Here is a 17,563-nt window from a genome sequence, read left to right on the forward strand (position 1 = left end):
GTCAGGTTTTCAGAAACTCCAGAACGGCACGGTTGAACTTTTCAGTTTCGTCCAGAAAAACCATGTGAGCACTGTCTTCGAAGTCCATGCCCGTGCAGTTGGGCATGTTCTGTGCGACCCAGGCAGGGCCTTCGGGGTTCAGTATCGTGTCTTTTCGGGCCACCATCATCAGGGCTGGGAGCGTGAAGCGCGGCAGGATATCGCGCCAGTCCTGCGTGGTATGATCGGCCATCATGGAGCTGCGGGCGTGAGAGGGGCTCTGCGCCATTTCCCGAAGTAGGAAGGCCTTTTCCTCTTCCGCAAGCGGATGACAGATACAGTTTTCCAGATTGGTCCGGTCGAAATCTTCCGGGGTAAGGGTCAGTTGCTGCTGCACGGCCGTCAGACCGGCCTGATCGTAACAGTCAGAGTGACCGAGCTTCCAGTCGGAAGAATAATACTGTTTCGGGGTCTGTTGAACGAAAATGGCATTGCGGATGCGCTCAGTCCCGAACAGTTCCAGATACGACCAGATGACCGGACAGCCGATCGACCACCCCAGAACCGTGACATCCCGGAGGTTCAGCGCCACCAGCAGGTCCCGCAGATCGGCGGCCAGACGCGCGATCCTGTAACCGTGTGACGGTTTTTCTGAACGTCCATGACCGCGTAAATCTATGGTGATGACGCGGGCCTGCTCGGAGATCGGGCCGACGTTACGATGAAAGAAGCGTCCCGAGAACGTCCAGCCATGAATCATGACGAGGGGCCGGCCGTGCCCCTGCTCCTCGTAATGGATAAGGATTCCGTCACTGGTCGTGATATGCGGCATGGTCTTCCCCATGAAAGCGTTGGGCGGGTAGGGTGCAGAAACTGTCACAGAACATAGCGCGCGGACCGTAGGGCGGGTTGCGTTCAAAGGAGCGTTTGCGCTTGCGAGAGTGGGGCGGTAAATTGACTGGGCCATGACTGCTTCCCCTTCTTCTGATCCATCTGAAACCGCCGCTCCGAACCGTGTTCTGAAACCCATTGATCTGGGGCAGGGCGTGGTGATCGAGGATCCGGTGATCCTTGCCCCGCTTTCGGGTGTTACGGATCTGCCGTTCCGTCAGCTTGCGCGCGATCTGGGAGCAGGGCTGGTGGTGTCGGAAATGATCGCCTCCTGGGCGATGATCCGCGAGAACGAGAACACCATGCGTATGGCCCGTATGGCCGAACGCGGTCCCAATGCGGTCCAGCTTGCGGGTTGCGACCCCGAGGCTATGGCGCAGGCGGCAAAGATTTCAGTCGATGGAGGCGCGAACCTTATCGACATCAATTTCGGCTGCCCGGTGAAGAAAGTCGCAATCGGGCAGATGGCTGGCTCCGCGCTGATGCGGGACGAGGTTCTGGCCGGAAAGCTGCTGGAAGCAACGGCACGGGCCGTGAATGTACCGGTCACGCTCAAAATGCGCATGGGCTGGGATCACAACTCCCTCAATGCGCCGCGTCTGGCGAAAATCGCGGAAGAGAGCGGCATCCGGCTTGTGACCGTCCACGGTCGCACCCGGCAGATGTTCTATAATGGGACGGCGGACTGGCGCTTCGTTAAAACGGTGAAGGATGCAGTGTCGCTGCCGGTCATCGTCAATGGCGACATCAACACGATCCGCGATGCGCGTGAGGCGCTGCATCAGTCTCAGGCCGATGGCGTCATGATCGGGCGGGGTTGCTATGGTCGCCCGTGGTTCACGGCGCAGGTGGCGCAGTCCCTGCGGACCGGCGAGGATGTGCCGGACCCTGATCTGGCGACCGAAAAGGAGATCGCCCTGCGTCATTACCGCATGATGCTCGATCATTTCGGCGAACGTCCGGGACTGCGGCTCGCGCGCAAACATGTCTCCTGGTATTCCGCCGGTCTGCCGGGATCTGCGACGTTCCGCTCCACGATCAATAATGTCGATAACGCCGCTGAAGCCATCGCGCTGCTTGAAGGCTTCTATGACCGTCATATCGAAGCCGGTGTTGTGCGGAACCGCGAAGCCGGACCAGCAGGCAGTCTGAGCCGCGACGGCACGCGTGAAGCGGCCTGAGATCATGCGCCGTTCATGACGGAAACGTCCGTATCCGGTCTGGTCGAGCAGGGCTGTCATCCGGTTTTCCTTTACGGAGCCTCCCGGCTGGATCGGCAGGACGTGGCCCGCAGACTGCACGGTCACAGCCCGCGCGCGCAGCGCCCCTTTGTGGTTGCCACCCTGACCGCTACACCGCGCGCCCTGCGCGAAGCGGCGCTGTTCGGTAACGCCGAGGCGGGCTGGATCCAGCAGGCCCAGGGGGGGACCCTTCTGCTGGATGAGATCGACTGTCTGTGCCCCACGATGCAGGATCGCTTCGTGGACTGTCTTGCGCAAACGGATCTGCGCGTCATTGCGGGAAGCCGTCACGATCCGCTCCTGCTCCTGCGGCAGGGAGGGTTGGCGGCTGGACTGCATCAATGGCTGTCAGCGCTGCCCTCCGCACAACGGATGGGGCCGGAGCGGATCAGCGCGGTCTGTCGTCTAGGCGCGGGCACGGGCACGGCCCGTCCCCGCGGGCTGGAACGGGCGCTGGAACGGCCTTTGTCTGAATATCTTGAGGGTGATCTGGAAAACGGCGCGGGCGATCTGCACGCCTGTGTGGTGGGGGAAGTCGAGCGGCCGCTGATTACGATGGTCCTGCGCCGGACCTGCGGCAACCAGTTGCGCGCCGCCGCCATTCTGGGGGTGAACCGCAACACCCTGCGCAAACGCATCCGCGAACTGGACATCACGATCCCGAAAGGTATCGACGAGTGAAATTCCCTTCCCTGAGGCGCCTGTTTGCAAGGCTGACCAGTGCCAATGGGGCGGTTCTTCTGACGGTTCTGGCGCTGGTGCTGGCCTTCGCCACGTTCGTGGTGCTGTCAGGTGGCATGTCTCTGGCGCATCGCCCGCAGGTTCAGGCGATCGTCTTCCTGCTCGATTTCATCACGCTCATGCTGATTGCCGCGGCTGCCGTGGTGCAGATCGGGCGGATGGTGGCTGAACGCAGGCTTGGGCTGGCAGGCGCGCGTCTGCATGTGCGGCTTATTACGCTGTTCGGAATCGTGGCGGTGGCCCCAACCATCGTCGTGGGTGCGGTGGCAACGCTGTTTTTCCATTACGGCGTGGAAATCTGGTTTTCCAACCGTGTGAACGATGCCCTGACGGAGGCACGATCGGTCGCGGTTGGTTACCTGCAGGAGCATAATGATAACGCCCGTACCGAAGCCTTCGCGCTCGCAAACACGCTGATTACGGTCCAGAACGACGAGCTTTTCTCGCGCGGGACCGACCTATTTCACGACCCGGCGCGTCTTCAGGAATTTCTGGACGACGAAGTCACGGAACGTGGCCTGACGGATGCGGAAGTGTTTGATCCGCTGACCTCCAAAGTGCTGGCCGTTGGCGGCCTTCTGGGCAGCGATGCAGACATGTCGACGGCCCCGCCACTCCCACCGAAATCGGTCGTGGAGCTGGCCCGGCACGGCGAGGCTGTCATCCTTGATCGTCCGGATCAGCGCAGGGTGCGGGCCGTGGTCGCGCTGGGCGGCAATTCGGGGCTCATGCTGGTCATCACCCGTCCGGTCGATCCGGATGTGGTGGAACACATGCGCCGGACGGACACGCTGGTTGCGGATTATCAACGGCTGATTGCCAATCGTGGTAAGACGCAGGTCCTGTTCGCGGTCATTTTCGCACTGATGGGCCTGCTGGTTCTGGCGGTGGGAATGCTGACAGGACTGGCGCTGGCAAACCGGATTGCCAATCCGCTGGGTCTTCTCATTCTGGCGGCCCAACGGATTTCCAAAGGAGATCTGGGGGTTCGGGTTCCTGTTCCCGAAAACGCAGGGCAGGACAAGGACGACGAAGTGACTGGGCTGTCCCGTGCGTTCAACAGCATGACAGACCAGCTCGAAAGTCAGCGTTCCGAGCTGATGCAGGCTTACGACCAGATCAACGAACGCCGCCGTTTCACCGAGACGGTACTTGCTGGTGTTTCGGCAGGCGTGATCGGACTGGACCGCGCGCAGGTGATCGAATTGCCGAATCGCGCGGCCTCCAGTGTGCTCCAGCGTGATCTGCAGCCCGCCATTGGCCGAAAATTGACGGAGCGGGTGCCGGAGTTCTCCGCCCTGCTGGAGGCTGCGCGCATGGCGCCAGAGCGCGTCCATACGGCCGAAATTCAGGTCGATACCGAGGGCGCGCAGCGTCCTGGCGGTCCGGGTGAGGGTGCGGGTGCGGGTGCGGGGCGCACGCTTCTCGTGCGGGTCGTGGCGGAACTACGCGGCCAGGATGTTGCGGGCTACGTCGTGACCTTCGACGATATTACGGATCTCCAGTCCGCCCAGCGTAAGGCCGCGTGGGCTGACGTGGCACGTCGTGTGGCGCATGAGATCAAGAATCCGCTGACCCCGATCCAGTTAGCTGCAGAACGTCTGAAACGCCGCTTCCTCAAGGAAATTCACTCCGATCCTGAGACCTATACGCAGCTTGTCGATACGATCGTGCGACAGGTGGGCGATATCGGGCGGATGGTTGACGAGTTCTCCGCTTTTGCGCGGATGCCACAGCCCGTCATGCAGCCGGAGGACTTCTCGCGGCTGTGTCGGGAAGCGCTGGTGCTCCAGAGAAATGCCCATCCCGAAATCGTGTTCGAGACGACCGGACTACCGCCGTCAGGGCCGATCGTGCGGTGTGACCGGCGACTTATCGGTCAGGCACTGACAAACCTGCTACAGAATGCAGCAGATGCCATCAGCATGGCAGACCGCGGAAAACCGGGAGAAAATGCTTCTGGACAACCCCCAGGACAGATAGTGCAGCCAATAGGACACATTGTGGTGGGCTTGCACATTCGCGGCGGGCATGTCCTGCTAGACATAGAAGATGACGGGATCGGCCTGCCGACGGTGGAACGCCACCGGCTGACCGAGCCTTATGTAACCCACAAGGCGAAGGGCACCGGCCTCGGCCTTGCGATCGTCAAGAAGATCATGGAGGACCATTCCGGGATGCTTCAACTCACTGATCGGGAACCAGACCTTTCCCGTAGCCCGACATCCGGGCAGCGGGGAACGCGCGTCACCCTGTCTCTGCCGTTGTGGGAGCAGGAGAGCCATATTCCGGGTGGAACGGGCCTTCAGACCATGAGGACAGCAGATGGAACATGAGATCCTGATCGTCGATGACGAACCGGACATCCGGTTCCTCATCGAAGGTATTCTGAACGATGAGGGCTACAGAACCCGGACAGCCGCCAACTCGGATCAGGCGCTTGAGCTGTTCCGCGTGCATCGTCCATCGCTGGCGATTCTGGATATCTGGCTTCAGGGTTCCCGGCTGGACGGAATCGAACTGCTCAAGATTTTCCAGACCGAGGAGCCCGGTCTGCCGACGCTCATGATTTCGGGTCACGGAACCATCGAGACGGCGGTGTCCAGTCTCAAGCTGGGTGCCTATGACTTCATCGAGAAACCGTTCCAGTCGGACCGGCTTCTGGTTGTGGTACGTCGCGCACTGGAAGCAGCGCGTCTGCGGCGGGAAAATGCGGAGCTGCGTCTGCGGGCAGGGCCGGAAACCACCCTTTCGGGAGAGGGGGCCGTCATTTCGGCCATCCGTGCCCAGATCGAACGTGTTGCCCCTACTAACTCCCGTGTGCTGATCAGCGGTCCGGCCGGTGCGGGCAAGGAAGTAGCAGCGCGGATGATCCACGCTCGCTCCCGCCGTGCGGAAGGTCCGTTCATCGCCCTGAACTGTGCGACGCTCGCGCCTAACCGCTTCGAAGAGGAGCTGTTCGGTCTTGAGGGCGAAGACGGCCAGCCGATGCGTCGCGGCGTGCTGGAGCGCGCCCATCGCGGAACGCTCCTGCTCGATGAAGTCGCGGACATGCCGCCTGAAACGCAGGGCAAGATCGTCCGTGCGCTTCAGGACCAGACCTTCGAGCGTCTGGGCGGCAATACGCGGGTGAAAGTGGATATCCGCGTCATCGCCACCACCAACCGCGATCTCCAGTCCGAAATTGCCGCACACCGGTTTCGGGAAGATCTGTACTACCGGCTTGCGGTCGTGCCGCTGCGCATTCCGTCCCTGCGGGAACGGCGCGAAGATATTCCGGGTCTTGCGCGTCACTTCCTTGACCGGTGCGCCGAGTCTTCGGGTCTGCCGGTCCGGGAGCTGTCTGTGGACGCTCTTGCCGCGCTGCAATCCTATGAGTGGCCGGGCAATGTGCGTGAGTTGCGCAACCTGATGGAGCGGTTGCTGATCATGATGCCGGGGACGGGGAACGATCCGATCCGGGCAGACATGCTCCCCTCTACCATCAGTCAGGGCGCACCGTCCATGACACGCCTCAATTCGGGTGCGGACGTCATGAGTCTGCCTCTGCGTGAGGCACGGGACCTGTTTGAGACGCAGTATCTTCAGGTGCAGCTCATGCGCTTTGGGGGTAATATCAGCCGTACGGCCAGCTTCGTCTGCATGGAGCGCAGTGCGCTGCATCGCAAACTCAAGCAGCTTGGCGTGACGACCAATGAAGACCGTGCGCCCGCGTCGTCCACGCCTGTGAGTGGCTGAGATGACCTGTCGGTTTTCCTGCTCTTTCCTCTGTCGACTGAGAACAGCGTGACTTCAGAACATTCCTCTCCTGTCGGCCCTCGTGCCGTTCAGGAAGTCTTCCTCGATCATCTGCGCCGGACGGAAGCCTCCGTGACCGTCTTTCTGGTCAATGGTGTGAAGCTTCAGGGGATCGTAGCCCAGTCGGATGCGCAGACCCTGCTGCTGCGTCGTGATGGTCATGTACAGCTAGTTTACAAACATGCCGTCAGCACGATCATGCCGGCGACGGCGATGCATTTTGTGGAAGAAGAACTTTGAGCGGTTTCGAGACCAAAAAGCCTGCAACACGGGCGGCCGTCATTCTGCCGTGGGAGAAGTCCGGGCCGCAGGAAGAAATCCGTGCGGCTGATGCACGGCTTGAGGAAGCCGTGGGTCTGACGGCTTCGATCGGACTTGTCGTGGTGCGTCAGGCCGCGATCCTGCTGCGCGCCCGCCGTCCGGCAACCCTGCTGGGCAGCGGTCAGGTCGAGCAGCTTGCCGAGGCGGTGAAGCTCGACGACGTGGATGTGGTCGTGATTGACGCGCGGCTGTCACCGGGTCAGCAGCGCAATCTTGAAAAGGCGCTGGCCTGCAAGGTTGTGGACCGGACGGGACTGATTCTTGATATTTTCGGCGCGCGTGCTGCCACTCGTGAAGGTGTGTTGCAGGTCGAACTGGCCCATCTGGAATATCAGCGTTCGCGCCTCGTCCGTCTCTGGACCCATCTTGAGCGTCAGCGGGGTGGCTTCGGCTTCCTTGGCGGTCCGGGTGAGACTCAGATGGAAGCTGATCGCCGGATGCTGGCCGAGCGGATCGGGAAGATCCGCAAAGAGCTGGAGCAGGTGCGCCGGACGCGCGGATTGCACCGCGAATCCCGCAAGCGCGTACCGTTCCCGGTTGTGGCTCTCGTCGGCTACACCAACGCGGGCAAGTCCACGCTGTTCAATGCTCTGACCGGGGCCTCTGTTCATGCACAGGACCAGCTTTTCGCCACGCTGGACCCGACCATGCGCGGCATGCGTCTGCCGTCCGGGCGCAATGTGATCCTGTCCGACACGGTGGGGTTCATCAGTGAACTGCCAACCGAACTGATCGCAGCCTTCCGGGCAACGCTTGAGGAAGTGGCGCAGGCGGATGTGATCCTGCATGTGCGCGATATTTCGCATCCTGACAGTGTCGCCCAGCGGGCAGACGTTCTGAACGTGCTGGATGGCATGGTGCGGGACGGCGTGCTGGATTCACACTGGTCTGACCGCACGATCGAGGTTCTGAACAAGGCCGATCTGGTGGGCGGTGTTGAGGCAGTTCCGAAGCGTGAAAATGCTGTCGCGATTTCTGCCATTACAGGCGAGGGTCTGCCGGACCTGTTCGAGGTTCTGGATCAGTACCTGACGCGATCCATGAAATCCGTTGATGTCCGCCTTCCGATTACGGACGGCGCGGCGCTGGCGTGGCTTTACCAGCATGGCGAAGTGGTCGGGCGAACGGATCGGGATGATGGAATAGATGTGCAGGTCCGTCTGTTCTCGGCGGATCTGGAGCGTTTCGAACTGCTTCATCCAGACCGGATCGTGCAACCGGACGCCTGAGTTTTCTACTCGGACACCCGTGCCGCCAGAGCCGCGCTGCGCGAAGAAGCGCGGGCGGCTCTGGCGCGCTGGCGGGCACGGTCCAGCGGTACGGCCAGTGCATAGGTCAGACCGAGGCCGACCACATTCATCACAAGCTGTTCCCATAGATTGATGCCAAAGCTGGCGAACATCAGCCGCCCCAGAAGATCCAGCACCGTGCTGCAGGCAAAAACTTCCAGCGAATTCCGTCCCAGCAGGGCAAGGCTCTGGCCGATGCGGTCGGCGGAGATGCGGCGCAGCGCAGCGGAAGACTGCACCAGATAGAAGATCGCCATGATGTCCAGCAGCCGCCAGATGGCCAGTGTGGATTTGCCTGTATTGGGCGGGGCCGGAAAAATCCGCAGAAACGGGACGTGCCAGTACTCGTAAGGGAAGCACACCACGAACGCGCCCGCGAGATAAACCAGACACAGGGCCTTGGCCCACGGGCGGTACGGCAGATCGCCGTTGTTTTTCGAGGCCCAGACGGCCCCCAGAATTCCGAGAATATAGAGAAACTGCCAGCCAAATGGATTGAGATACCATCCACTGGGATCTAGCCAGTTGGGAATGGTGATGTGCGGGTCCAGATTGGCGATGGCCCAGATACTGACGCTGAGCGCGACCAGAAGCCACAGGCTGCGCTTGAGAATCCAGTAAATCAGCGGAAACAGCGCCAGAAGCACCACATAAAGCGGCAGGATGTTCAGATAGCTTGGGAGCGCGTCGAAAGTCAGAATACGCCATAGCCAACTATAGCCATGCGCAAGTTGCGGCTCGATCGTGTATTCGGGCAACGGTTGATAGTGCCGCCACTGCCGAACCGTCCAAACGAACACCAGCGTCATGCCAGTCTGATACAGATACAGTCTGAGGCATCGGCCAAGAATACGGTGAATGCCGGTTTTCCAGCCCTCCCGGTCGATCAGGCGCCCATAAGCCAGATAGGACGCGTAACCCGCCAGCATGACGAAGATCTCTGCTGCATCAGCAAATCCGAAATTGCGGATCGTGATGCGATTGAGCAGATCATCCGGGACGTGGTCCACCAGCATCATCAGCAGTGCGATACCGCGAAGGGCATCCACGCGATGGTCGCGGGGAATCTTTCGCGTTAAAGCTGCTGGGGAGGGTTGGGGCGGCTCCATAATCTCTTCTTACCGTCAGAGCGTGGGCAGGGGTATGGGGCCAGATTACGGCCAGATTAAAGATTGGACGGAATTCAGGCCCGGTGTCCTGCCGGAGCCTTTTTTCTCAAACCGTCTTTTATAGAGCGAGCAGGGCTTCGTTCGACTGGCTTGCCAGAATGCCATGCCGGTCAGGATGCAGCCCCGTAATTTCGACGATGTGATCGCGCCCCTGAAGCTTGCCGATAATTTTTTCCAGAACCTGAACGGACGTAATGTCCCACAGACGGGCCTCGGTCAGGTCCAGCACAACAATAGCGGCATCAGTATGGTAGTCGATCGCATCGGAGAGACTGTCGGCGGATGCGAAGAAAACCTGACCGGCAGCGCTATACGTCAGCACATCGCCGGAACGCCTTTCCGTGACGCGAAGCAGGCTCGCGGCGTGCCAGGCGAAGAACACGCCCGAAAGCATGACGCCAACCGCGACGCCTGCGGCCAGATCGTGAGTCATCACGACCACAGCCACGGTGACGAGCATGGTCAGGCTGGACAGGCGCGGATGTCGGGTCAGGTCGCGCAGGCTGCTCCATGAAAATGTGCTGGCGGAGACCATGACCATGATGGCGACCAGAGCAGCCATCGGAACCTGCCCAACCCAGCGATGCAGCAGCACCATAAGGGCCAGAAGGAATGCGCCTGCTGTGAAAGTGGACAGACGCCCGCGTCCGCCATAGCGCAGATTGCCAACGGTTTGGCCAATCATGCCGCAACCCGCGATGCCACCGAACGCGCCAACGAGAATGTTTGAAATCCCGAGGCCCGTGCATTCCATGCGCTGGTCGCCGTGAGTATCGGTGATGTCATCCACAACAGAGGCCGTCATCATGGATTCCAGCAGACCCACAGCGGCCATAGCCAGAGCATAAGGCAGCACGACGGACCATGTGGCCCAGTTCAGCGGGATATGCGGAAAAGTCAGGCTGGGAAGACCGGTCGGGAGGTCGCCGAGATCGGAGACAGTATGAACCGGCATCGGATAAAGCATCGTGATGGCGGTGAGAACCACGATGCAGATCAAAGGGGAAGGAATGGCATCGGACAGGCGGGGCAGCAGATAGATAATAACAAGGCCCAGCGCGATCAGCGCATAAGTGTGCCAACTCACTCCCAGCATCTGCGGCACCTGTGCGGCAAAGATCATGATAGCCAGAGCGTTGACGAAGCCTGTCCGGACCTCTGCGGGGACAAAGCGCATGACGGCCTGAAGGCGCAACAGGCCGAACAGGACCTGAAATGCGCCTGCAACCAGTGTCGCGAGCAACATGGCCTGAACGCCGTGAGCATGAACCAGCGGCGCCGCCACCAGAGCGACGGATCCGGCAGCACCTGAAATCATTCCTGGTCGGCCGCCAAAAATGGCGATCGAAACGGAAATGACGAATGACGCGAACAGCGAGACCGCTGGAGAGACCCCCGCGATATAGGAAAAGGCGATGACCTCGGGAATGAGGGCAAAGGTTCCGACCATTCCGGCCAGCACTTCGCGCAGTGGGTTCTGTGCCCACTGGCGACGATAGAGAGCGGGAGTCATGAAAATCCTTGAGGGCAGGGCGTGAACGGGGTGCGACGTATTCAGGCCCGGCGCGGCAATGATGCACGAGTGTAACCCGGCTGGTCCCAGGATTGAAGAGACGGAATTGCCGGGAGAACACACATAAGAGCGGGATGAGAGAGTCTAAAAAAAATCGGAGGCATGAAAAAAAAATGCGTCAAAAGACTGGACGAATGCCCCAACCTTCCTCTAGAGAGTGCGTCGCTGTGTGGCGGATGTAGCTCAGTCGGTAGAGCGCCGGTTTGTGGTACCGGTTGTCGCGGGTTCGATCCCCGTCATTCGCCCCAGCACTTCTCCTGAAAATCTGAATGAACATTCATCCGGGCTTTGCAGTATCAGCCTGATGGTTGTGTCTGTGCTCCCAGCGTTCTTCCAGCGCCATACGCTCGAAGCGCAGTTTCTGTCGGATCCAGTTCAGCATGCCCGACAGCGTCACGACGATAATTCCCATGAATGTCCAGTTGTCCAATGGCTGATGAAACAGCAGGTAACTGAATGCCACCGCCCAGACCATCTGGCTGTATTGCGGCAGCGCGACCCGGTTCGCGGGGGCGACGGCTGTGGCCATCATCATGAACAGTTGTCCCAGAGCTGCCAGAAAACCGTATCCGAACAGAAGGGCCCAGACTCGCGGTCCATGTGGCCAGGAGGCATGGGTGATCATGAGAAGGCCGTCGCCGATCAGCGGTCCGAACAGGCTTGATCCGAACAGGGAAAGCCGTGCGCTTTTATCTCCGGCCAGTCGGTAAGACACGACGCTGCTGGCATTGGCGAGCGCGGCGACGATGGCGCAGACATGCCCGAGATGGAATGCGCGGGCGCCGGGGCGCAGGACGATCAATACGCCCAGAAAGCCGATTCCAACGGAAAGCCACGTCCAGAACGAAACCTTTTCCTTCAGGATCGTCACGGAAATGATGGTGACGAAGAACGGCATCAGGAACATCAGCGATAGCGCTTCTGGCATCGGGAGCAGCATGAAAGCCATGACACTGGCGGCCGTTGAGACGAATGTTGAAACGGCGCGCAGAACCCACATGCCTGGCCGGTTCGTCGCGAAAATGTCGGAATAGGGTTCTTCAGGGCGGCGGATGAACGGGAGGAGCAGAAAGCCGAAAACGCCGCCTGAAAAGGCGACTTCGAAAGGATCGAGCCGCCCCGCAAGCCCTTTTGAGCAGGCATCGCTGATGGCAAAGGCGGCGTATCCGAGAAGTGCCAGCAGAATACCCGAGGAGAAAATGTTCTGTTTCATGGGCTGGTTTCTCCGCAGGTAAAGCTGTTTTCGGTCTGAAAATAAGAAAATCTGCTGTTGTCGACAGTCAAGTTTTTCAGATTCCCGAGATCGCTCTTCCTGCTTTATAAATCATTAATATTAAGTGAATATTGATTTTATAAAAGGTATCTATAAGTAAAATTGGAGAGGTTGCCATCTTCATGTATGGTGCGCGTCATTCGGGTAGGCTGTATGGCCCCCATCTCCTGGATGAAAAAGCGTGAGCCCCCTTATGTCTCAGAAGATTGTTCCAGTCATTCTCTCCGGTGGATCAGGTAGCCGCCTTTGGCCAGTGTCGCGCAGCAGCTATCCCAAGCAGTTCTGGCCTCTCCTGACGGAACGGACTCTGATTCAGGAAACTGCTTTGCGCGGTGTCCGTGCCGAGCTCTCGGCACCGATCGTGATCTGCAATTCCGAGCATCGCTTCATCGTTGCGGAGCAATTGCGGGATGTCGGCGTCGAAAATGCCCGTATCATGCTCGAACCCGTTGGACGCAACTCCGCGCCCGCCATCGCAGCTGCGGCGTTTCTCGTAGCCGAAACCGATCCGGACGCCATCTTGTGGATCATGGCTGCGGATGCTGCGATTACAGACGAAGCCGCGCTCTACGCCTCTCTTGAGCATGCAGTTTCTGCGGCAGCCCAAGGGCGGATCGTGACATTCGGCATGAAGCCGACGCGCGTTGAAACCGGCTATGGCTATATTGAAAGCGGTGCGCCTCTTCCGGGGCTGGACGGCGTTTTCGAAGTGTCGCGCTTTGTCGAGAAGCCTGATGCCGCAACCGCAGAGGCCTTTTTCCGTGATGGCCGATATCTGTGGAATTCCGGCATGTTCGTGACGCAGGCCGGTGTTTTCCTATCCGAAATCAAGACGTTTGAGCCGGACATTTATGAGTATGTCGGGCAGGCTGTTCAGGCACGTCATAGCGATCTGGACTTCGACCGGCTGGATGATGCAAGCTTCCGTCAGGCTCCGGATATCTCCGTGGATTATGCCGTCGCCGAGCGCACGAAGCGTGCGGCTGTGGTGCCGGGTACGTTCGGCTGGTCGGATATCGGCAGTTGGGACGCGCTTTGGGATTTGTCTCCCAAGGACGATGCGGGCAATGCCACGTTCGGGGATGTTTTCCTTGATGGTGCCAAGAACTGCTACGTCCGGTCGGATGGAATCGTTGCCACGGTCACCGGGGTCGAGGATCTGGTCGTCGTTGTGACGCAGGATGCCGTCATGGTCTCGCATCGTGATCGTGCGCAGGACGTCAAGCATATGGTCAACCGTCTGAAGAAGGCAGGCCGCAAGGAAGCGGTGGCGCATAACCGTATGTATCGTCCGTGGGGATTCTATGAGAGCCTGATTCAGGCGGACCGTTTCCAGGTGAAGCGCATTGTGGTGGAGCCGGGCCAGAAGCTCTCGCTGCAGAAGCACTTCCATCGTGCCGAGCATTGGGTCGTCGTAGGTGGCACGGCGCTTGTGACGCGTGACACGGATCAGATCATGGTTCGTGAAAACGAGAGCGTCTATCTGCCGCTGGGCTGTGTGCACCGTCTTGAGAATCCGGGCCGGATTCCCCTGACGCTCATTGAAGTCCAGTCCGGCCCCTATCTGGGCGAAGACGATATCGTGCGTATTGAAGACGTTTACGCCCGCAACTAAGGCGGGCTGCAAACCCTGATCCAGCTAGGATCAGGGTTTGTGCTTTTCGGGGGAGCGGCGCCCGAAGAGGTGATGAAGTCCGTTCGCAAGTGGGATGGGCGTCACACCCAGACGATGTTCCATCGGGCCAATATCGAAATTCTTGTCTTCCAGAAGTCGACGGATTTCTTCCGGTGCGATCTGCGGTAGTTTGCGGATATGGCGCGTGACATGAGACAGCGCCATAAGCATCCATCCCGGCAGGGAAATGATGGGGCGGCCACCAAGTTCCGCAAAATACAGAACCATGCGAACAAAGGTCCGGTACGCTACGGCTGTCGGTCCTGCGATGACGATGCTCTCGGGGCCTGAGACGTTTCCGCTCTGAATGAGGCGGATGGCTGCGACCACACAGCGTGTCACGTCGCGCTGATCGATGGGCTGCACGAGGGCGCGCCCTCCGCCGGGCAGGGGGATCACCGGCAGACGTTCCAGAAGTTTGGCCAGCCGCTGCACGTTGTCTTCGCCTTGAGCGCCATAAATCATGGTTGGATGCAGCAGAATCGAAGGGCGGCCATCTGCTTCGAGCGCAGCTTCACCCGCCAGAACGCCTCGTCCGTGATCATCCGGCCAGTTTGTGAACTTGCGTGTGCTGCCCAAGGCCACAATTGGAGCCGTCGTGGCTGCGAGAATAGCTGGCAGATGGCGCGCATGGGCCGTGTTGACGACAATCGCAGCATCTTCAAAAGCCAGCGCCAGCATGGCGGGCTCTGTCAGATCGGCAATGCGGACGGCCTGACAGGCCTGTGCGATGTCAGGTGCAAGATTGCCCTGACTGCGAACCACGGCGATGATCTTCTGGTCTTGCGCCAGAAGTGCACGACACAGGGCGGCCCCTGAGCGTCCACTGGCGCCGACGATGCAGACTGGGCCGCTGGCCAATGGTGCGGGATGTGTGATGTCTTCGGGCGTCATTGCGCAAAAGCCTTCAGATCGGGGGAAGCGAGGAACGTCAGCATCGCGGCGGGTGAAGACATGGCGGCGTTGAGTGCCGTGAAGGACATTGGCGTTGCGGAAGCATAAGTGACCGTCAGGGTGCGGTCTGCGGGGTGCTCCACATAATCCGGAATTGCGGCCAGAGCCGGGTTGGCTGAAAGGCTCGCCCGCAGGATCTGTGCGGTCCGCTCACGGATCTGCTCTGTGGTAGTGCCGTTTCCGATCTGCCGTGCGGCAAGGAGGAAGCCGGCGTCAAGGAGGCGATCGCCTTGCAAAGAGATTGTGACATTCTGCAAGGCCGTGGATTGCAGCAATTGCTGTGGCGACGGGTGTCTTTCTGTAAAATCAGTCTGGATGGTGCGTGCATCGACAGTAAAGGTCATGAAACCCGGAACTGCGAGGGTGGCGTTGGTCCGTGACGTGTGCTCTGCGAGGTTTGAAACCTGCACATAATGAGCGGTCGAGCCTGCGCCATTGATGTGAAAGGGTAGTTTCTCATCGCTTTGGAAATGAAAGCCTTTCAAGTCCTGCGTGACGGTCGAAATCTGGTTTTCCAGAGTGCCCGTCCCCTGCAGATCGTCCAGGCGGAACAGACCGGAGGTCATGTTCAGTCTGAAATTATGAGCTGCAAAGCTCTGGGGCGGCGCCATGTGGGACGGGAGAGGGAGATGATCCCAGAGTGCTGCGACCTGTGACGCGAGATCGAGCTGTTTCAGATCGAAGCGTTCCAGACTGGCCTGACCGCTGACAAGCTGCGGATCATGGCCGGGGGCCTGCAGTGTGCGTTCATAAGCAACTGTTGCGGCGTCGGTACGCAGGCTCGTAAGCAGGGCGGGGCCGTAATTGTCCAGTGTCAGGCGACGGGTAAAGAGGCTGTGAACATTCACAGGGCCGGGCGCTGAGGATTGTGCGAGATTCTGGATCGAAAGCTGTTCAATCTGGCCGTGAGCGAGAGTGACATGCGCCAGATCAATACGGGAATGTCCTTCCGCGGCAGCCCTCGACGGTGGCAGGATCAGATGCCGCAGGCTGAGCGTGCTGCCATGAATGATCTGGGTGGGCGTTTGAAGGAAGGGTTCACGAATTTCGACAGAGCGGACGGAAAGCCTGCCATCCGGCATCGGCCGGGGGTGGCCCAGTCGCATCTGGGAAGCACGGAGCGTGATGGCCCCATCACGCAGGGTGATATCCGTCAGGGTGGCGCCCAGGGCGAGAATGGACGGTGTGGCGGTTCCGTAAGTGAATGTGGTTCCCGGCGGGAGGGCCGCCCGGAAGCTCGACAGACCGCGGACCAGTCCCATATGGGCTTCGTGATGCACACCGGCCAGGCCGATTACAGCCGTTACTGAAATCAGGCTCGCCGCGAGCCAGGGTTTTTTCACGTTGATGTTCCTGTCTAACCGGTCCCGCACAGGCGTCGGGCGCGAACGTTCTGTGTGGCGGCAGGATACCATTGTCGCGATATGGAGCAATGCAGACGTCGTTTTTGTTGCGGTAATGGGATACCATATTGCTAAAAATGGCTGAAAACTGCTGCGAATCACATAATTCAATGTGTGAACGGGGCTTGACGCGCGCGCTGCAGACGGCAATAAGGCCCCACCTGATCCGCCTCGTGGGGAAGGAGGGTGTTTTCGGACATCGTTTTGACCACAGGCGCCATCCACGGTGCGTTCTTTGTGGACGCACCCCAAGCTGGAATGTCACTAATGAAGACCACACGTTCGCTGAAGCCAGCGGAGGTGACGAAGAACTGGGTGCTGATCGACGCCGAAGGGCTCGTTCTCGGCCGTCTCGCCACCATCATCGCCACCCGCCTGCGCGGAAAGCACAAGCCGCAGTTCACCCCGCACGTTGATTGCGGCGACAACATTGTCGTCATCAACGCCGAGAAGGTTGTTCTTACGGGCAACAAGGTCGGACAGAAGCTGTTCCACTACCACACGGGTCACCCGGGTGGGATCAAGGAGCGCACCATCACGCAGCGTCTCACGGGCAAACACCCGGGTGAAGTTGTCGAGAAGGCTGTCGAGCGCATGATCACCCGTGGTCCTCTGCAGCGCGCCCAGATGAAGCACCTTTATGTCTATGCCGGTTCCGAGCACCCGCATGACGGCCAGAAGCCCGTCAAGCTGGACGTTGCTGCGATGAACCGCAAAAACACCGTAACCCACGAGTCGTAAGGCCTGTATCATGTCCGAGACCCAAGAGCGCACCGGCACGCTGCAGGACCTTGCGAGCGTTGCTCCTGCCGTTACCTCCAACGCTGCCCCTGTTCACGAAGTCAAGCGTGACGCCCAGGGCCGTTCCTACGCAACCGGTCGTCGTAAGGACGCCGTGGCCCGCGTATGGATCAAGCCTGGCAAGGGTGACATCATCGTCAATGGCCGTCCGGTCACGACGTATTTCGCCCGTCCGGTCCTGCGTATGCTCCTCACGCAGCCGTTCCTGATTTCCGATCGCTACAACCAGTTCGACGTGTATTGCACGGTCGCTGGTGGCGGTCTGTCCGGTCAGGCTGGCGCCGTCCGTCACGGTATTTCCCGTGCGCTGACGTATTACGAGCCGAGCCTGCGTGGCATCCTGAAGGCCGCTGGCTTCCTGACGCGTGACAGCCGTATTGTCGAGCGTAAGAAGTACGGTCGTGCGAAGGCACGTCGTTCCTTCCAGTTCTCGAAGCGCTGATCTCTCAGTCTTC

General features: G+C 59.9%; 15 protein-coding genes and 1 tRNA gene. 10 read left to right on the plus strand and 6 right to left on the minus strand.

What is annotated here, in order from left to right; translation table 11 throughout:
- Position 1 precedes the first annotated feature (1 nt).
- Positions 2–946, minus strand: coding sequence for an alpha/beta fold hydrolase (locus HKD21_RS08865; RefSeq protein WP_228121218.1), 945 nt, complete (start codon positions 944–946; stop codon positions 2–4).
- On the opposite strand from HKD21_RS08865, the gene dusB reads away from it, so the two are divergent.
- From dusB to hflX, 6 genes are read left to right on the plus strand one after another with little or no spacing between them, the layout of a single operon-like run.
- Positions 945–2,051, plus strand: coding sequence for a tRNA dihydrouridine synthase DusB (dusB, locus tag HKD21_RS08870; protein ID WP_194255346.1), 1,107 nt, complete (start codon positions 945–947; stop codon positions 2,049–2,051). The two genes, HKD21_RS08865 and dusB, sit on opposite strands and share 2 nt — an antisense overlap.
- A 15-nt stretch (positions 2,052–2,066) precedes the next feature.
- The gene (locus tag HKD21_RS08875) at positions 2,067–2,792 is read left to right on the plus strand and encodes a sigma 54-interacting transcriptional regulator (protein WP_194255347.1); all 726 of its coding nucleotides are present in this window, start codon (positions 2,067–2,069) and stop codon (positions 2,790–2,792) included.
- A complete protein-coding gene (locus HKD21_RS08880; RefSeq protein ID WP_194255348.1) occupies positions 2,789–5,188 on the plus strand; it encodes a sensor histidine kinase NtrY-like in 2,400 nt (799 codons plus the stop codon). Before HKD21_RS08875 ends, HKD21_RS08880 begins: the two co-directional genes overlap by 4 nt.
- On the plus strand, positions 5,178–6,590 hold the full coding sequence (gene ntrX, locus HKD21_RS08885) for a nitrogen assimilation response regulator NtrX (RefSeq protein ID WP_194255349.1): 1,413 nt from the start codon (positions 5,178–5,180) through the stop codon (positions 6,588–6,590). Before HKD21_RS08880 ends, ntrX begins: the two co-directional genes overlap by 11 nt.
- Before the next feature lie 48 nt (positions 6,591–6,638).
- Positions 6,639–6,890, plus strand: a complete 252-nt coding sequence (gene hfq, locus HKD21_RS08890) for an RNA chaperone Hfq (protein WP_194255350.1) — start codon at positions 6,639–6,641, stop codon at positions 6,888–6,890.
- The gene (hflX, locus tag HKD21_RS08895; protein WP_194255351.1) at positions 6,887–8,200 is read left to right on the plus strand and encodes a GTPase HflX; all 1,314 of its coding nucleotides are present in this window, start codon (positions 6,887–6,889) and stop codon (positions 8,198–8,200) included. The genes hfq and hflX overlap by 4 nt, the downstream gene beginning before the upstream one ends.
- Positions 8,201–8,205: 5 nt before the next feature.
- Here hflX and HKD21_RS08900 read toward each other — a convergent pair whose 3' ends face one another.
- Together HKD21_RS08900 and HKD21_RS08905 are read right to left on the minus strand one after the other, a co-directional pair.
- Complete coding sequence (locus HKD21_RS08900) at positions 8,206–9,369, minus strand: OpgC family protein (RefSeq protein WP_194255352.1); 1,164 nt, start codon at positions 9,367–9,369, stop codon at positions 8,206–8,208.
- Positions 9,370–9,487: 118 nt separating this feature from the next.
- A complete protein-coding gene (locus tag HKD21_RS08905) occupies positions 9,488–10,942 on the minus strand; it encodes a SulP family inorganic anion transporter (RefSeq protein ID WP_194255353.1) in 1,455 nt (484 codons plus the stop codon).
- Positions 10,943–11,174: 232 nt separating this feature from the next.
- On the opposite strand from HKD21_RS08905, the gene HKD21_RS08910 reads away from it, so the two are divergent.
- Positions 11,175–11,250: transfer RNA gene (locus HKD21_RS08910), tRNA-His, on the plus strand.
- 29 nt (positions 11,251–11,279) lie between these two features.
- Here HKD21_RS08910 and HKD21_RS08915 read toward each other — a convergent pair.
- Positions 11,280–12,215, minus strand: coding sequence for a DMT family transporter (locus HKD21_RS08915; RefSeq protein WP_194255354.1), 936 nt, complete (start codon positions 12,213–12,215; stop codon positions 11,280–11,282).
- Positions 12,216–12,468: 253 nt separating this feature from the next.
- Here HKD21_RS08915 and HKD21_RS08920 point away from each other — a divergent pair, with 253 nt between their 5' ends.
- A complete protein-coding gene (locus tag HKD21_RS08920) occupies positions 12,469–13,890 on the plus strand; it encodes a mannose-1-phosphate guanylyltransferase/mannose-6-phosphate isomerase (protein WP_194255355.1) in 1,422 nt (473 codons plus the stop codon).
- Positions 13,891–13,920: 30 nt separating this feature from the next.
- On the opposite strand, the gene HKD21_RS08925 is transcribed toward HKD21_RS08920, so the two are convergent.
- Positions 13,921–14,844: an SDR family oxidoreductase gene (locus HKD21_RS08925; protein ID WP_194255356.1), complete on the minus strand. Its 924-nt coding sequence runs from the start codon at positions 14,842–14,844 to the stop codon at positions 13,921–13,923.
- Positions 14,841–16,247: a hypothetical protein gene (locus HKD21_RS08930; RefSeq protein ID WP_194255357.1), complete on the minus strand. Its 1,407-nt coding sequence runs from the start codon at positions 16,245–16,247 to the stop codon at positions 14,841–14,843. Before HKD21_RS08930 ends, HKD21_RS08925 begins: the two co-directional genes overlap by 4 nt.
- A gap of 327 nt (positions 16,248–16,574) precedes the next feature.
- Here HKD21_RS08930 and rplM point away from each other — a divergent pair, with 327 nt between their 5' ends.
- Positions 16,575–17,048 carry a 50S ribosomal protein L13 gene (rplM, locus tag HKD21_RS08935; protein ID WP_062028977.1) on the plus strand — a complete coding sequence of 158 codons (474 nt, stop codon included), beginning with the start codon at positions 16,575–16,577 and terminating at the stop codon, positions 17,046–17,048.
- Between the two features lie 10 nt (positions 17,049–17,058).
- Complete coding sequence (gene rpsI, locus HKD21_RS08940) at positions 17,059–17,550, plus strand: 30S ribosomal protein S9 (RefSeq protein WP_062028979.1); 492 nt, start codon at positions 17,059–17,061, stop codon at positions 17,548–17,550.
- Positions 17,551–17,563 lie beyond the last annotated feature (13 nt).

This window comes from Gluconobacter cerevisiae (genome assembly GCF_015244675.1).
Lineage (GTDB): Bacteria > Pseudomonadota > Alphaproteobacteria > Acetobacterales > Acetobacteraceae > Gluconobacter > Gluconobacter cerevisiae.

What these genes read in the sequence shown, in the direction of transcription:
- HKD21_RS08915 (WP_194255354.1), bottom strand. Translation starts at nt 12,215, where the DNA reads ATGAAACAGAACATTTTCTCCTCGGGTATTCTGCTGGCACTTCTCGGA.
- HKD21_RS08875 (WP_194255347.1), top strand. Translation starts at nt 2,067, where the DNA reads ATGACGGAAACGTCCGTATCCGGTCTGGTCGAGCAGGGCTGTCATCCG.
- ntrX (WP_194255349.1), top strand. Translation starts at nt 5,178, where the DNA reads ATGGAACATGAGATCCTGATCGTCGATGACGAACCGGACATCCGGTTC.
- HKD21_RS08905 (WP_194255353.1), bottom strand. Translation starts at nt 10,942, where the DNA reads ATGACTCCCGCTCTCTATCGTCGCCAGTGGGCACAGAACCCACTGCGC.
- HKD21_RS08925 (WP_194255356.1), bottom strand. Translation starts at nt 14,844, where the DNA reads ATGACGCCCGAAGACATCACACATCCCGCACCATTGGCCAGCGGCCCA.
- HKD21_RS08900 (WP_194255352.1), bottom strand. Translation starts at nt 9,369, where the DNA reads ATGGAGCCGCCCCAACCCTCCCCAGCAGCTTTAACGCGAAAGATTCCC.
- rpsI (WP_062028979.1), top strand. Translation starts at nt 17,059, where the DNA reads ATGTCCGAGACCCAAGAGCGCACCGGCACGCTGCAGGACCTTGCGAGC.
- rplM (WP_062028977.1), top strand. Translation starts at nt 16,575, where the DNA reads ATGAAGACCACACGTTCGCTGAAGCCAGCGGAGGTGACGAAGAACTGG.
- HKD21_RS08865 (WP_228121218.1), bottom strand. Translation starts at nt 946, where the DNA reads ATGGCCCAGTCAATTTACCGCCCCACTCTCGCAAGCGCAAACGCTCCT.
- HKD21_RS08920 (WP_194255355.1), top strand. Translation starts at nt 12,469, where the DNA reads ATGTCTCAGAAGATTGTTCCAGTCATTCTCTCCGGTGGATCAGGTAGC.
- dusB (WP_194255346.1), top strand. Translation starts at nt 945, where the DNA reads ATGACTGCTTCCCCTTCTTCTGATCCATCTGAAACCGCCGCTCCGAAC.